Annotated in this window: 13 protein-coding genes; 7 read left to right on the top strand and 6 right to left on the bottom strand. The window is 35.5% G+C overall.

Features of this window, described 5'->3' with window-relative positions:
* Positions 1-12: 12 nt before the first annotated feature.
* From BW976_RS02070 to BW976_RS02060, 3 genes are all read right to left on the bottom strand, one after another.
* Positions 13-1,182 (bottom strand): polysaccharide deacetylase family protein, encoded by a 1,170-nt coding sequence (locus BW976_RS02070; protein WP_076369895.1) that lies wholly within the window; start codon positions 1,180-1,182, stop codon positions 13-15.
* 518 nt (positions 1,183-1,700) lie between these two features.
* Positions 1,701-2,459 (bottom strand): AAA family ATPase, encoded by a 759-nt coding sequence (locus tag BW976_RS02065; RefSeq protein ID WP_076369893.1) that lies wholly within the window; start codon positions 2,457-2,459, stop codon positions 1,701-1,703.
* Positions 2,459-4,513, bottom strand: coding sequence for a Mu transposase C-terminal domain-containing protein (locus BW976_RS02060; protein ID WP_175614016.1), 2,055 nt, complete (start codon positions 4,511-4,513; stop codon positions 2,459-2,461). The genes BW976_RS02065 and BW976_RS02060 overlap by 1 nt, the downstream gene beginning before the upstream one ends.
* Positions 4,514-4,668: 155 nt before the next feature.
* Here BW976_RS02060 and BW976_RS02055 point away from each other — a divergent pair, with 155 nt between their 5' ends.
* Complete coding sequence (locus tag BW976_RS02055; protein WP_076369890.1) at positions 4,669-5,031, top strand: helix-turn-helix domain-containing protein; 363 nt, start codon at positions 4,669-4,671, stop codon at positions 5,029-5,031.
* An 897-nt stretch (positions 5,032-5,928) separates the two neighbouring features.
* Positions 5,929-6,927, top strand: a complete 999-nt coding sequence (locus tag BW976_RS02045; RefSeq protein ID WP_175614015.1) for a glycosyl hydrolase family 18 protein — start codon at positions 5,929-5,931, stop codon at positions 6,925-6,927.
* Between the two features lie 104 nt (positions 6,928-7,031).
* Here the strand turns inward: BW976_RS02045 and BW976_RS02040 are convergent, their stop codons facing one another.
* Positions 7,032-8,639, bottom strand: coding sequence for a dienelactone hydrolase family protein (locus BW976_RS02040; RefSeq protein WP_175614014.1), 1,608 nt, complete (start codon positions 8,637-8,639; stop codon positions 7,032-7,034).
* Between the two features lie 261 nt (positions 8,640-8,900).
* Between BW976_RS02040 and BW976_RS02035 the strand changes: the two genes are divergently transcribed.
* Positions 8,901-10,157: a hypothetical protein gene (locus BW976_RS02035; RefSeq protein WP_076369883.1), complete on the top strand. Its 1,257-nt coding sequence runs from the start codon at positions 8,901-8,903 to the stop codon at positions 10,155-10,157.
* 261 nt (positions 10,158-10,418) lie between these two features.
* Here BW976_RS02035 and BW976_RS02030 read toward each other — a convergent pair whose 3' ends face one another.
* Positions 10,419-12,149, bottom strand: coding sequence for an O-antigen ligase family protein (locus BW976_RS02030; RefSeq protein WP_175614013.1), 1,731 nt, complete (start codon positions 12,147-12,149; stop codon positions 10,419-10,421).
* Between the two features lie 167 nt (positions 12,150-12,316).
* Entirely contained in the window at positions 12,317-12,931 is a 615-nt protein-coding gene (locus tag BW976_RS02025; RefSeq protein WP_076369879.1) for a recombinase family protein, read from the bottom strand.
* A gap of 203 nt (positions 12,932-13,134) precedes the next feature.
* Between BW976_RS02025 and BW976_RS02020 the strand changes: the two genes are divergently transcribed.
* Genes BW976_RS02020 through BW976_RS02005 form a run of 4 tightly spaced genes read left to right on the top strand, consistent with a single transcriptional unit; the run spans position 13,135 to position 16,406 of the window.
* On the top strand, positions 13,135-13,455 hold the full coding sequence (locus BW976_RS02020) for a hypothetical protein (protein ID WP_076369877.1): 321 nt from the start codon (positions 13,135-13,137) through the stop codon (positions 13,453-13,455).
* 47 nt (positions 13,456-13,502) lie between these two features.
* Positions 13,503-14,936 carry a Mu transposase C-terminal domain-containing protein gene (locus tag BW976_RS02015; RefSeq protein ID WP_076369875.1) on the top strand — a complete coding sequence of 478 codons (1,434 nt, stop codon included), beginning with the start codon at positions 13,503-13,505 and terminating at the stop codon, positions 14,934-14,936.
* Positions 14,929-15,753, top strand: coding sequence for an AAA family ATPase (locus tag BW976_RS02010; protein WP_076369873.1), 825 nt, complete (start codon positions 14,929-14,931; stop codon positions 15,751-15,753). Before BW976_RS02015 ends, BW976_RS02010 begins: the two co-directional genes overlap by 8 nt.
* On the top strand, positions 15,753-16,406 hold the full coding sequence (locus BW976_RS02005; protein WP_076369871.1) for a recombinase family protein: 654 nt from the start codon (positions 15,753-15,755) through the stop codon (positions 16,404-16,406). Before BW976_RS02010 ends, BW976_RS02005 begins: the two co-directional genes overlap by 1 nt.
* The last annotated feature ends 138 nt before the right edge of the window (positions 16,407-16,544 follow it).

The following is a 16,544-nucleotide window of genomic DNA, read 5'->3' as shown; positions in this document are numbered from 1 at the left end:
ATAATCCGCCTGTCAATTGATTTTTAAGTTGATGAGCTGGCGCTTCTTTGTGCCGTTATCGTTGATCTTCAAATCAGAACTATAGGAAACTATGCTAAAAGTATCTCCGGTTTTAACAACCAGCGATAACGCCTTATTTCTGAAATTTGGAGGTATTTGAGGCAGTTGCAGTTTAACAACCAGGTTACGACCTTTTTGCCTGGTAGTGACGATGGTATGATCTTTTAGCCAAATGTATTCATAAACCTCCTGCCAGGGGGCCATCCAGAGCTGATCAGAGCCGCTGCTGCCATATTTGTTGGCAATTGTCGTCATGTAATACTTAAATTCAGGATATATCAAACTAATCGACCATAAATTGCCATTACCCACATTATGGGTGAATGCATTGTACCAAACCGGGTGCGGTTGCTGCATCAGGGAATCGATTTTAGCAATGTCTTTATCCACACTGGCAAAATCAATACTGTCCTTATAACTTTTTAAAAGGTCACGGGCGTAGATCATGGAATCTAGTTTTACCGGCTGATCTACATTGATTACGGGACCCAGACCCACGTAGGAAGCTACGGCATTGGAGCCGGTTTTAAAAGCGTCTTTTTCGTATTCATACTCATAGCCCGGATCGCTCGGTCCGCCGGGAACGACGAATTGCGTCATGGTGAAGCTGAGTTTTTCTTTTATGGTTGTTATGTTTTGCGCGACTTCGTTATAAAAATCGGTACCGTGTTTGGTCGCGTGATGACAGCTGTGGTTTAAAATATCCCAGCCTGCATGATATAATTCCTGTAATTCGGGCCAGGATAGGCGGGCCCTGTTATCGGGTTTATCATATACGATGCCCGCATTAATGGCCAGTGCCAATTTAAAGGGAATCTTTTGCCCGCAGCCGTCAGAATAAAAGAGCCCATTGGAATGTTCGCCGTCGCCGCCCTGGTTATTGTGGTATTCATCCGGAATGGACGGGCTTACCATACCACCGTTTAAAAGCGGATAAGCGCAGGTATAGGCAGAGCGGTAACCGTCATCAAGGGTAAAACTAAAGGCTACATGCTTATTATATTTTAATGCCGCCAGTTGTACCGAAGCCTTAGCGGCTGATCGTAACTTGATGTTGATGTATGCTGTTTTTTTAATTGGTGGCTTTGATCTACCGGGTAATGCGCCAGCCAGATTTGCCATAAATAACCCGCTCAATAGCAGTAGACAGCTAGAAAAATCAGGAAGATGTTGGTGGGTGTTTAGTCGCATAAAACAATGACGTTACATTGGGTTTCGGGTAATGGTTAGCTATAAATTTAGCTATTAAAATGGATGTTCATTTAAGATCAACTTGTGATTTGTTTTTACTTATTGTGTAATCTACGGCTAAATGAATTTCTGTTACAAAAATTCTCTCGACGTCATGTCAGACTAATTATAGTATTAACCGCCCTGTGATATTGCGTTAAGGCCATTAGTTATTATATCTCATATATTAATTCACAGTTGGTGATATACTTCGGTCGCATGTATTGTGAGCGAGAATTAGAAACTTATTGAAATTTAACGTTTAGGGATACGACAAATTCAAAAATCTATCTTTGGTTAGAGAATTGAAACAGATGCCTAAAAATGCCCGATCTATTTGTAGTGTTTCATACAAATTGTATCCCGCTAGCAAAACGAATTGTATCGCAATTGTTAACTTCTAACGATAATCACTCCAATCCATTTTTAGAATGATTACTTTCTTTACTTTCAAGCATTTCAATTACAGTTATTCCGATTTCATCTATTCGTTCTTTAAGTTTCCTTAAATTCTGATCTCTAATGATTAAAGAATTAGCAATTCGTTTATTTAAAATACCTCGATGAAAACAATACTCGGCTTGCTCCGCAAGTGTTGGGCATTCTAAACTGATCCAAGAATTAATACGACTATTCAGTTCAGGAATTCCCTGTACATTTTTTCTAACCATATTTTCAATTTTTGATTTAAAATAAAATGGACCGACAAACATAATTCCAGCTGATTTATTTAACGAGTTCCTTAAATCGTGAAAGTTCATTAAATTTTTGTTACTTAATCTACCTGCCTCATCAATTATCAATAATGATTTTTTAGCTTCTGTTGATAAAAAGTAACCAATACTTTGAATTAAATTATAAACACTAGAACTACTATGTTTATTTTGAAAGCCCATTACTTCCAAAATTTTGATTAATAACTCTCTGGGTGACATGCTTTCACTTACTAAGACATAATAAGTATTAGCATTGTTATTTGCGAAATATGTTAAAGCATTTGATTTTCCAAATCCGGGGCCACCTAGCATCGAAATCATTCTCGAAAATCTCAAACACTCAGTGCATGCTTTCTGAGTAATTAAAAAGTTCGTTGTTTCCATATAAAATTCAAGATCAAGATTTGTTATTTTTTTCAAATCAAAATCGTTAAGATTGATATCACTATCCATTATAACAATCCTCCGCGTCCTTTGATATTTGCGTACCTATCTAAAAGCTGAAAGCTATCCTCCCCTACTGAGGGATCATATTGGGTCAAAATCGGATAAACTTTTCTTCGTTTGATTTTATCATTCTTAGTGAGAGTTCTTGATAAAATTAATTTCTCCTCTGCTGAATGGATTACATTTTTAGAGTCTTGGGTATAAATTAATCCATTTAAAGGTATATCTTCATAATTCATTATAAAATCATTCTTTGCCGCCTTTAGCTTCGATTTCAGCTCTTTTCTTTTATTGGCTATTTGAAAAATTGCTAGCTCATCCCGCTTGGTTTGATTGCATTTTGCCAAATGATAAGGCAAATGAACATCTACTTCTAATAGTAAAGTGAAGTTATCTTTATTGTATATATATACGATCTGGGGATTGTCAGGGTCATACCTAACTATAACTTCTTTATAAAGGTAGTTTAGTAAAAACTGATCATCCCATATTAAATACTCATATCTTTTTCTGTTTATTTCAATTTTAATTAATTGATTGTTTATAAATCTCTTAGTTGAATTGAATAACATATATCTAAAGCCGTCGCTGTCGAGACTAATAACATGGACAGCTTTTGAATCATTAAATAAATTGTTTGGAGTTGAGTTTTTATATACGTAAGTCGAATTAAAATTGATTATTTCATTTTCAAACATGGTGTATACCTCAGCTCTCGTTCTAATGTTCTTTCGCTTCCTTGCTTCCTGTATCATCTCTTGGGTCGGTTTTCCATCTTTATCTCCACTAAGTAACCCATCACCTAAATAACCAGGAATGCGCTTTAGGTATTTTTTTCCTATTATATGAAACCAATTTTCAATATGTCCCTTGTCCATAGGTTGACCCGGTAAATGTTTTCTCACCGTACATCCTAAAAATGATAAGCGATTTTCGAAATCTAAAAATTGGTCATTAGAAAGTCCGCTAAAATTATCGGTCAAAATTTCATATGGAATGAAGTTATCTTTTTTGATGCTCGTTTTAAGACAACTTATATACTGAGTGAAGCTTTCTTTTTCATTTAAAGAAAAAGCTACGATTTTCTTTGAGTAGACATCTAAAGCCACCACTGCATAAAGAAACCCGATATCACCGTTCTCATTACAAAATAAAAAATTTAATCTGGTACCGTCGAGTTGATATTGTTCTCCGATGCTCATTGGTTGAATTCTGGAAGCATGCCCTATAACCTTCTCAAGTGCCACATGTCCATATCGAGCTAGTTTTGCAGCGACCAGGCTTTTATGATTTAATATTGTGCGCCGTACAGCGGCGGCTGAGATTTTGGTTTTTCCTCTGATAATCCGATCTGTATTAACAAATTTTAAAATTTCAGACATACTATACTTAACCCCATCACCATATTTTTTCATTATGACCTTTTCATCTTTGGGGGTGATTTTTTGTGCATTATGATTCTGTATATTTTTATGAAGGAATGCTTTTATGTCATTTTTAAGAAATTCCCTGTATTTTCTTAAAAAAGCAACCTTAGAATTTGTTTTATAAATCAAATCCTCATTCTTAAATTGATTATATAACAAAAACTTGTCTACCCCATTCATTAATTTGCAAGTTTTTAAAAAATTGAATAATGCGTACGATCTTGAAATACTGCGTATTTGATTTTCATTCGTTTGTAAGTCACATCTTAAAACCATCAAATTGTATTGATTAGATCTTTTTAATTCGATATTGAGTTGCTCCTTGATTAGTTTAAAAAAACCTTGTTTGTCAATATCTTTTCCACTTAGAATAGTTCTTAAAGCTTCAATTTCGTATTTAGTAGGGAAAGAGTTATACTCTTTGATAGAAACAGGAATTTCGTCTAGGCTAATCCAATTAGACCGACCTATATTTAAAATATTACTTTTATTTTTTTCACATATAAAATCCTTAATAATGGAATACGGTATTGAAAAATAAGTGGTTAGATCTTCGATTTTCAAATAGTAAATATCAGTATATAGCATTATACCTGCCACCCTACCGTTTATCGACAAAATCTTTTTTTTCATAATCAAATATTTTAGGAACTCTAATTGAAAATATTTTAAAAACACTCGATATACATCATTATATATCGCATATACTTTATTGTGCATTTCACAATTGACTAATAATCAGTAGATTCAAACTTGGAATGTACAGTAAAATAACGAATTTGACAACAATGGAAAATCAGTTTTTTGAGAAGGAGAATTTTGGTGATAAGTTAAAAAGCATACGAGTTGAGAAAGGGCTTACAAAAATTGAATTGGCACATTTATCTGGTATATCAAATGTTCAAATAAACAGATACGAAAAAAATACTGCCAAGCCATCAGATTTAATAATAAAAAAGCTTAGTAGAGCGTTAGAAATGCCTTTTGAAGATTTAGCAGGGATTACGTTGAAGGCAAAGTTTGATTTCGATGATTTGGAATGTTCATTGGAACGTTTGAAGAAATTGCCTGAGTATGATCTTATCATCATCAAGGAGGTTATTGACAGATTTACCGGTAATAAAGAAGTTAAGTCTGTTACTTTTAAATAGGTTAATAATATGAAGGAGGCATTTTTAATTATCTTTGTATATGAATTAAAATAACAGCCTTTGCTGTAGTAAAATATTGAATGCTTTGCGTTCGCTAAGAATCTCGTGTTAGAAAACTGGTAATTTTTAAGACAGACGGGAGAATAAGCGCAACGCTCACGCTTTGGCGTGGGCTTGCTTATTTCGTTTGTCGGGTATACCAGTACCTCTAACACGGATAAGTATTGACCTACGCCATATTTATTTATGCCCGGTTGATATTTGCTTAATTATCCAATATCAATGAGGTCAAAGAAAATAATTGAAACAGAATTTGCCCCCTTAATAATTGATGGTAGATTTTATATTATCCATTTGTTAAGTGACTCTTTTTTGTATTTGCATTGCGATCTATACTCGCATCCGGATGACGTGAGTCCCGAGAGATATCATCATAAAATTAGAATGATTAAATTAGAGCATGATCGAAACTTCCAATTAGTTATTTTAAAATCAAATTTTGACATACATGCTGTTTGGATTTTAGTCTTAAAAGCTGAATCCTGGTTTCGCAGTTCTGGTATATGTAAGTTCAAACATTACTTGAATTATTAGTTACCCGTTCTCAAAATAACCCTCGTTTTTCCGATACAACTTTTCAAAATTCATCGCCACAAATTTCGTGTGAACTTTAGAATTATTTTGTCACTTTTCTTTATAATTATTTTGCCTGTCCTACCGAGATATTGAGCCTATTAAAACTCAAAACGGAAGATAAATATCCATTAGTTAAGCATCTGAACTCGATATTAAATTGTGGAAATATTCATTAATAAGTATATTTCAATTTATTTTATCTTCAAAAGCATGCGGTTTCGATTAATAAGTTATAAACCCTTATATTTTTTTTTATTGTTCTTGTCATCTATACAAATATTTCAAGGCTGCAAAAATTCAAATGAAGTAAGTTTATTATACGGACAAAACAATGCCATGTGGTGTCAAAGTTTATATCTGCGCGGTTACAACCCGACAACTAAAGAGAGGTTAACTTCGAAAATGGTTGATAGCTTTGGCCAACAAATGAAGAATCATCATATAAAATATGTTTATCTTTTCGCTGGACCCTTCCTAAGCAACGGACATTTACCTGAGTATCCATTTACGGACTCGGCTGTCAATGTTGTAAAAAAATTAAAGCAAAATAACCCAGATCTAATCATATTGCCCTGGGTAGGTGGTATACAAAACAAAACCGTCCAGTTGCAGGACTCCCTATGGGTAAATAATGCCATATCAGATACTAAACTATTGATAAAAAGACTTGGAGTACCCGGAATTCACTTGGATTTTGAATATATCTTATCTGGGGATCCTTATTTAGATCACTTTGTTGATAATCATAATAATGCAAACAAAGAAGATTATGGGAAAAACGTTAATGACTTTTGTAGACGATTAAGGATATCGATGCCTAAAATTTTTATTTCTTCCGTTGTTGTAGCTACTTCTCCAGAAACAAAGCCATGGAAAATGAAAACAACACTGCCAGAATTGAAGATTTTAACGAAGTATATCGACCAACTTGCATTTCTATATTTTGACACAGGTATCACCGATAATAAAGTGTTCAAACATAATTGCGAACTTCTCTCCAAGGATATTCTTTTTTTATATTCACAAAACAAAATCAAGTATTTAATAGCAGTTGGAACTTTCATTAATGAACCCCAATTACATGGTTATCGACACATGGACATTGAAAATATTCCAAATTCTATCAGCGTAATAAAGAGTGGATTAGTGTCGGTTTCTCCCCCAAAGCGCATTCTTGATGGGATTGCCCTCTATTGTGACTGGCGAACTACAGATACTGAGTGGCGGGAATTTGATCGATACTGGCTTGAAAAAAATTAAAATATCTTAACAATAGACCCCTTATTTATGTCGGAAATAATTTTTATCTGATTTTTTTGATAAATCAAAACCAATTAATTAAGAATCCGCTTTGTTGATATGTATTAGCTGTGATTTTCAAAAAAAGTTATTATTGCGGCAATGGCAGAATTTAAATTCTTATCGGCTCTGAACCAATGCCCTTCCTCCGGATACATAATACAAGAAAAGTTATTGTTTTTTGCATTTCTTATTTGTTTTTCTCGTTGATCGGCGTTGATTAGCCTATCTTGTTTTCCTAAGATATAAAGTGTAGGAATTTTTGATGAAGTATTGATGGATATCTTGGGTATTCCAAATAGGCTAACGGCGCCGTTTACAGACGCGCTTTCACATAGCGTTTCCATAAGTGGGTTTGCCGCACTCACAGATATAAAGAAGAAGGGCAATTTATATTTTTCCTTCAATATCTCAGTACATCGCGAAACACTACCTACTGCACTGTCGTAATCGCTTTCGAGAAAACGCTTGCCGTAACCGGAAGAAGTCGGAAAATTCAAGCTAATTACCCGATAGCCATTGATGCACACGTTATTAACTAAGTCGTCAAATCTCGGTGAATAATTGCTTTGAAAGCCTGGGTGAAGAAATATCACTATCCCTTTCGTCTTTACCCGATTCTTGCTAATCTCGAAACCATGTGAGCCTGCCATATCAAAGCTCTTAAAACTAAATCCATTTACTGAATCGTTTTTGACTGGGATATGCTGATAACTTTTTTTTGTCTCCTGGTAGCCTATCAGACATTTGGGGAAATTGAGATCCGAATAAGAAAAATACATACGATCATTCGTGAATTGAAAATCGTAAACAACCCCCTTTTTTGTTAGAGTTGCAATGTTGCGGGTTACTAAATCCATTCGTTTAAGAATGTATTCGGCATTGACCACCTCTGTAAAATAAAGATAACGTTTATTTTGTACAGGCTGACAAAGATCATGGTTTGATTTATAGACTAACATAGGATTGCTTTTCGGCTCCAATAAATCTAACTTATAAATAGCATAATAATTCCAAGAAGAATTCGAAGTGAAGTATAAATTGTTTTCGGAAAGTGATAGGTTTATTTTTGCCCCCCGGAATTCCGGAGCAATCATTGTTTGTCTATATGTGTCCAGATTTATTGACTCTAATAGGTTGTCAAAACTAAGGTAGACGCTGTTACTACTCTTGTGGTAAACCGCACCGTTCATTTTACCTATAGCTGTAACAATCCTAACCTTTTTCATCTTGACGGAATCAAGCAAAAAGACACTGGGATCATTTAATTCCTTAAATATAAGGAGCTGGCCATTATTGAGCGAATACAATTGATCAAATCCAGAAGGCCCACATAGATTTTTAATAATATCGTCGGTGGCCGTATAATAACCTTTGTTTGCAATATCTTCCAGGGCAATAAGCCTGTTTTTAAAGATAAAAGGATGGAAAAGACTATTTTTTGAAGCAATTATTGAAGTCTGAGGATCTTTTATATTGACAATCTTATAACGGTCTTTATCATGAATAGATATATAAATGTCATTTTTGTCAATTAAAAATCGACTATCGATTTCCTTGAAAGTCGGCAAATACCTAATATCTTTATTCTGACATGAAATTAATGTGCAAATGAATACTATTTTTGCGATTGCAAAGATGTGTGATTTTATAGCTTTGAAAGTTGTTCTCATTTTTATTTGCATCTTTAGATTGATGTCAGTAACCCTATTTGTAGATTATCTAAAGGTATAAACAAGCAAATGGATATTATACAATTCGCCTCTTTGAATTCTTCTCTGCTTTAGATTCCTACGTTCCGCTGGTCTTTGTAATATAGTGCTTGTTGTAATAATCCTGTTACATGCTATGGTTTTTTAAATAAATATTAATAATATTTTTTTTCATATTATAATTTATTTAAATTAAACGATAATTTCTAAACCTTTAAAAAAATGAAAAAAAAGCGCTATTCTCTTTTGCGATTTAACGCAAATCGTGTATTCATTGGAACTATTTTTATAGCCTTGAGTGGGCTACTTTTGTTCTTGTACAGCTGTAAAAAAGACCAGAAACAAAGTGTAACCGCGAGGAATCAACCTGCTAATAAACAAACTGCGTTGGAAAACTCAGCCTACACTGATTTGAAATTGAAGGCTACACCTCAGGTTTTTAATGATCTGGACTGGACTAACGTCAAAGTAATAACTGCAAATGGCGTTCCTTCCCTTTTATGGATTAAAAGCAAATCTACTGACTCTAAATATTTATTATATAGTAAGAGAGACAGTGTTGTTAATACCCGGTGGGTGCAACTCAATGTAAACAATGGATCTGGAAAAATTACGAGTAGTTCCATTAATGAAACTGAACATATTGAATCCAATATAAAAAATGGAAGGATATATGCAGCTCAAAAAATTGACGAAAGGGGTAATATAACGGTTTTGAATATAAACAAACCGATTAAAATAGCCACCAACGCCGTAAAGAACTTCAAGGTTTTAGGCCAAACATTATCAACGAATGCAGAGTGTGATCCGGGTGGTGGTGGAGATCCTGGTACGGGAACGGGCAGCAGCGGAGACGGCATTGGAGATGGAGGCACCGACGGGTCTTTTACCTGGTCTGGTGTCAATCAACTACCGGAAGTAGTTGTGAGTTCAACAACGACCAGCGGTTCGGTATTGGGTCTTTACAGCCTGTACATTTTGATGGGTAATAATCCTTCTTATGGGTTCAATTATACTCCTGGCCCAAATGGGGGAGGCAGCGGTAGTGGCCCTGCAAATAATGGAATGGAAGCTTCTGTCCCTGCACCTGGAGGTGGAGTTGGCACTGACCCTGGATTTAAAAAAGGCAAAACACCGGCAACTGGCGTTGCAAAATTTGCCCCCTTCGGAGGGTTATATGGCGGCTGGCAAGTAAACATAACCTATACAATAACGACTAATACAAAGAATGGGGTTACTACTACTACGCCAACGGTGACGGCTAACGTCGCGGCGACGTTTGGTGCAGAATCCATGATTGTTGGCTGGCAGACTTTAACGTCAACAACCTCCGTTACTGATCAAACAATCAATTTTTCATTTAACGGATATGACGTTTACGGAGTTTATAACCAGGGTTGGCACGATAATGTAACGATCGATGGAACCTACAATACTTCTACAGGAGTATATTCAATTTATGTTCATCGAGCCCCCTGATCAATAAAAACAACATGAATTGATGTTGTTTAAATATACATGTACTTATATACCTATTTCAAACTTTACATTAATAATTTTTTATCATGTCAGCAGAAACTTTATCATTAATATGGGTAATATTTTGTAGTTGTCTTTTTATCGTGCTACTTGTGATTTTTATCTATGTTACCCGGTTGTTAGTCAAGGCCCTAAAGAAGTATTTAAATGAGCCTCCTACAAATTAATATCTCATAACCTGGATTTTTCAAAGTATTTAAGTTAATGAATAGGATATGCATTAATTATCCTATTCATTTCACTTATTATTACCGTTGTCTCGGCAGACGGAACTTTTATCGGCATTTGCAACACCATCCTCGCTAAATTTACCGCACGCCTTATCATCCCCATCTTTATATAAAGTTCAACCAATAAATACTTGGGGTAAAATTTCGAGGGAACCATAAAAGATGCTTCAATGTAACAAGCTTCTGCTTTATTATTGTCACCTCTCATTTCATAGGCTTTGCCAAGATATAACAGAACCTCTTCTGAAGGATGTAAAAATTTACATTCGTTCAAGATAAAAACACTCTCGTTGTAATTCCCCACGCTGAAAAGTATTGCACCATAATTATACAAAAAATTACTCCGGTGACGAAGCTCAGGATGGATATCCGAAAGCGGTTTTACGTCAAAGGAAGTGTTTTTCTGATTCTGATCCATTTTACTCGCCCCTCTCCATATTTTGGTGGCTTTATACTGGGATAAAATATAGGAAAGAAAAACAGTAAATACACAGATTATAACGCATATGGCTACGTAACGAAATGCCCGATTATTGATTCGGAAAGACAGAGGGAGAGCAAGCCCGGCCAGGGATGCCATTGCTAAAACTAGCATGCTCGTAACGTGTAGACTGTAATAAAACAACGACCCGAGTAAGATCAAAACTAAGGTAAGAGCCTCCCATGTTATTAGCTGCGTTTCCTTTACAAACGTTCTATAGCCCCTATAAGCCAAATATATAAATAAAGATAATCCTATCAAGCCAAACTGTACCAGGATCATTACATATTCACTTATGCCGTTAATTACCTGCCCAGCAACATATTTATACGGTTGTCCACTTATTAAATGCGTTTTAAAATAATGGGCTTGATGATATAGATAATTTCTCTCCAGTCCGGACATTCCCCAACCCCAGAATGGCTTTTCTAAAAACATGTTGAAGCAGATTTTCCAAATAAATAACCTGCCGATGAAAGATGGATATTTATAACACAATAGTGTCGTAATGATCCCAGCGACCAGTATATAAAGGAATGCCTTTGTAAATAATTTACTTTTGGCTGATCTATCCCATATGGTAACCAATGTAAGCTTATGCATAAACCACAATGTCATAATGACCAGGAGTAATCCCGTTCTCGATCTGTCGATTAGAACTAAGATCAATACTGTGGTAGTAATACCATTAGCTATCCATTTATGATATGAGGTGGACTTATTTAGATAAAAAACATGATTAATACATGGTAGACAGCACGCTAAATATATGGCATAGACCCCAGAGTTCCCCAAAGAACCTGTGATATTGCCCGATATAAATTTATGATCTAAAACCATCAAAGATAATTGAATCATTCCCCAGAGAAGTTCCATTATAGCCGTTAATGCTATGATGTAGGGCAAGCACCCAGGAAGCATCTTATTAGCTTGTTTGAAGCTGATATATATGCATAAAGCAGCTATAACTGAAATAAACTCATCACTAAGATAAAATGATAACGTAGCGTGAGATAATAATTCATAATTAAATACATAGACCAAAAAGAATAATAATAGAACATCTATTACATTGAATCTAAACTCACTGTTTCTGATAGTTGTTAGCAAAAAACACAGTGAAAGGAAAGTCGCTCCAATGAAGTAATAATAGACTTCCGGGGTTGCATTCCAGTTATTTACCAATGGCGTATAGATGAGCCCCAATACAATTACAGTCATCAAACAAAATACACTAATTAACTTCTGAACCTGAACGAGAAACTTCATTATAATGAATTGTCTAATAAGGAAATATCTTAAAGGGATAGTGAAAGCAAATTATAAAATTGAATCTATTTCAACCATTTTTAAATATTAAAAATAATTTGATCTAATGTTGATTTTATTTAGTGGCTTATAGGTTTCCTAATCTTATTTTTCTTCATCCAATTACAAAATGTCGGTTCCGTGACGCGATATCTATTGGCAATGAATTTTTGAGAAGAGCCATTATTCAGCAATGCTTCAATTTCCATACGGAAAGCATCAAGCTTACTTTTCCCCGGCCCTTTTGGCCTGCCGAGCTGGCCTCCGGACAATTTTATGGATTGAAGCGCTTCTTTCGTTCTTTTGCTGATCAGGTCACGTTCGATTTCTGCAGCCATAGAAAAGACCATGGCCATCACTTTGCTTTGAATAGTGTTATCCAATTGCCAGCCACCTTTTACCGTATAAATCTTAATGCCTTTTTCTACCGCAATGGAAATGATTTCCATGCATTCCAACATACTACGGCCAAGTCTTGAAAACTCACTTAGCAAAATAGTGTCGTCCTTTTTAAGCTCATCCAGTAACGGGCCGATCTTCCTTTGTTTCCATGATACTTTTCCTGAAATCTTTTCTTCAACAAATTCCACTTTCCCGAGATTTTTATCATTGGCTAAATGAAGAATGTCGGCCTTGTTTTTTTCCAGGTTCTGATCTATGGTGGAAACACGTAAATAAGCAATTGTTCGAGCCATTTTATGGAATTAGATGAAAGTGTAATAAAGATAATTAATTTATAATTATTGATAACAAATATATGTTGATTCTATCTAATTTATATTGCAGCTTATAGGAAGGTTTATTTTATAATTTTTTCTGATGTATAAACATTAGGGAATGTTCATTATGACCATTAACTTAGTACTACAATAAAATTTATTAGATCAAAGGAATAAAAATGGATGATTTAATTTATGATCCCCTGGGTTTAGATATTTTTGTTATTGCAGAAATGTTTGAAAGCGTTTTTAATGGTCTTTCAGGTGTATACTTCCGGCTTTATTATAAAGAATCTAAACGTTCTGAAGATGTAAGGAACTTTGATCGGGAAAAAGAATTTTACAAACGCTTTCGTGAAATGGTTCGGCTTAAAAGATCCTATGAACCTACCGACTGGATTAAAAAAAGGGAAGCGGTGGATCTTTATTGTATCGAGTTAAGAAAAATGATAGCGCTTGAATTGACTGAATACAGGGACTTTAAAATAAATGGACAATAGTTTCTATTTTTCAGTGTACACCCTGGTGATTCAAAAAACTGAAGATCATGGCAAATTTTTCTCCCATAGAAAAGTACAGGCTGATCATCCTCATATTGGATGGCAATATCTCTGCTACGAAAGTAGCCAAAACCGAGCATATCCCGATCCGTACAATTCGTCACTGGCTTAATCAATTCTCAAAAAAAGGATTACCGGGGTTAGAAAGGGCAAAACGAAGTGATCGTGGAAATGTAAGAATATTGAATGAGGAATTTCAAGAACTTACCCGAGGTCTTGCCTTACAGAAACCTCCATTATCCATATCCGCCATTTATAGAAAAATAGTAGCCCTTTCTAAAAGACAAGATCTTAAACCGCCATCTTATGAAACCATTTACGGTATTATTAGGAAAATTAACCCGGCGCTATTAATGCTTGCCCATGAGGGAAGTAAAGCCTATCAACAAAAGTATGAGCTGATCTTCAGAAGGGAGTGTCGTACCTCAAATGAAATATGGCAATCGGATCATACGGAACTTGATATTTATATTATTGATGCCAATGGCAAAGAAAGGAAACCATGGCTGACGACCATTATGGATGATTATAGCCGGGCTATCGCCGGGATTTTTATTTCACTTGAATCTCCAAGTGCTATTAATACTGCCCTCGCGTTACGTCAGGCCATTGGAAAAAAAGAAGACCCTGGATGGGAAATTTGTGGTATACCACAAATTTTATATACGGATCATGGAAGTGATTTTATGTCCCATCATATCGAGCAGGTATGTATTGCCCTAAAAATCAGAATGCTCAACTCCATGGTCGGCAGGCCCCAGGGACGCGGTAAGATCGAGCGCTTTTTTCAAACCCTGAACGAATGCGTGTTAATTGATTTACCCGGCTTTTCTATCAAGGGTAAGCCTGTTTCAAAACCCACGCTAAGTTTGGCACAGTTGGAAGGAGCTATCATGAATTTCATCCTGAATACCTATCATGTAAATAACCATAGCTCTACGGGGCAAGCCCCAATAAAAATGTGGTCAGCGGGTTTCCTTCCGCAGATGCCCGAATCATCTGCAATGCTTGATTTGCTGCTTTTGACTATACATAAGCCACGAAAAGTTCAGAGGGATGGCATACAGTTCCAGGGAATGAGGTATATCGCCCCAACATTGGCGGGGTTTGTTGGTGAACTCATCACTATCAGGTATGATCCCAGAGATCTGGCTGAAATAAAGGTATACTATCAGGAAAGTTTTTTATGCAAGGCTGTTTGCCAGGATATCGCCGAAATGGTCGTCAGCTTAAAGGATATTCAAACAGCCCGCAATAAAATTAAAAATGGATTGTATCTCCAGATAAAGAAATCGCAGCTCCTGGTTAAAAGCATCATACAGAAAAAAGAAGCAGAAAAGGCGGCGATTGAGCCCGGTACACCGGCTATAAAAAAAGATCCTCACAAGAAATCATCCTTAAAACTCTACGACAATGAATGATCTTAAAATACCAGGTAAGGCGCTTAAAAGCTTTGTTTTGACCCAGGAGTTCAAACGATTTAAAGAATTCGCTGTATCCTGCACCGACTTCAGATATATCGGAATTTGTTATGGTGACCCAGGCGTGGGAAAATCGCTTGCCGCTTCTCATTATACAAACTGGGACGACGAAATAACTGATGAAAACGCCATAGACGATATTTCCCCGGAAAGAAGGAAAATGATTGAAAGCTGCAAGGGGATAGTAGTTACTGCCCCGGTTACCAATACGCCTAAAATTATTAAAACCAATATCGTTCGGCGTACATTTGGATACGGTGTAGCCTTATCAAAAGCCAATAATGAGACCGATGTTTATAAAAGAGTGGTTAATTCACAGGGACTATGCCCCTTGGTCATTATAGATGAGGCAGATAGGCTTAATATCAACTCGCTGGAAGAGGTAAGAAATTTATATGACCAGCATTTATTTGGCTTGATTTTCATTGGGATGCCTGGTATAGAAAAGAAATTTTCCAGGTATCCGCAACTTTATTCCAGGATTGGTTTTAGTCATGAGTTTAAAAGGCTAAGTGAGGATGAAATGAAGTTTATCTTTCCTAAGATCTGGAGAAATTTGGGCCTAATATATAATCCGGATGATTTTTCCGACGTAGAGGCATTAAATATTATCATGCGGGTTACCGGCGGTAATTTCAGATTGATAGACCGGTTATTCAGCCAAATTACCCGGATCCTCAAGATCAATAAATTACAAGGTATAACTAAAGAGGTTGTAGAAGCGGCAAGAAAATGTTTAATTATAGGTGATCATTAATGAATGATTGGCTATTCAATAAATCCATCATGATGATTTATGGGTATGGTATGAAATGCTTACAGAATGAGCATCCCGAGTTTCAATTTAGTGTATTAAAAGATGCAGGTGCCAAGAAAATCTTTATTGAGAAAAATCGCCAAAAAGACCTGCCACAGTTTAATAATCTTTTAAAAGAAATAAAAATTGGTGATGAACTGATCCTCTGGAAGATAGCCGTAATAGGACGCTCATTTAAGGAAATGACAACTTCATTGAAAATTTTACTTGAGAAAGGAATCCATATTAAATGTATATCTGGTGATATTGATATTTCTGAAGAGTATATAAAACCTGTGTTGGATGCGTTAATCGTCTTTATTGATTTTGATAGAGCTGCACGAAGTGAAAGAACAAAAGAAGGACAGATGATCGCCAGGTCAAAGGGGCATATCATTGGAAGAAAAAAAGGGGTACCTACAAATCACTACAAGGGGCAGCCTGAATCCATGCTGGACTTAAAAGAAAGGGTTATGCTGGCTCAAAGCTTTCGCCAGGAAAACACATGTCTGTCTTTATCAATCATACTTTCAAAACTAAAAATCAGCAAATCTAATTATTATCGATATTACAAGATTGATCCGAATGTGTCGGATTGTAAAACTGATCGGTAAAAAACGGCAAAATAATCATAAAGAAAAGTGACAATATAACTCTAAAGTTCACAAATTTCGGATTCATCATACTATAAAAATTCACAATAAGTATTCTCAAAAAAACGTACCATAAATAAATCTCCTTTTATTTATCTT

This window comes from Mucilaginibacter lappiensis, assembly GCF_900155965.1.
Classification (GTDB): domain Bacteria; phylum Bacteroidota; class Bacteroidia; order Sphingobacteriales; family Sphingobacteriaceae; genus Mucilaginibacter; species Mucilaginibacter lappiensis.
The sequence above is the reverse complement of the archived record's forward strand: the minus strand, read 5'-3'. Positions and strand labels throughout refer to the sequence as shown.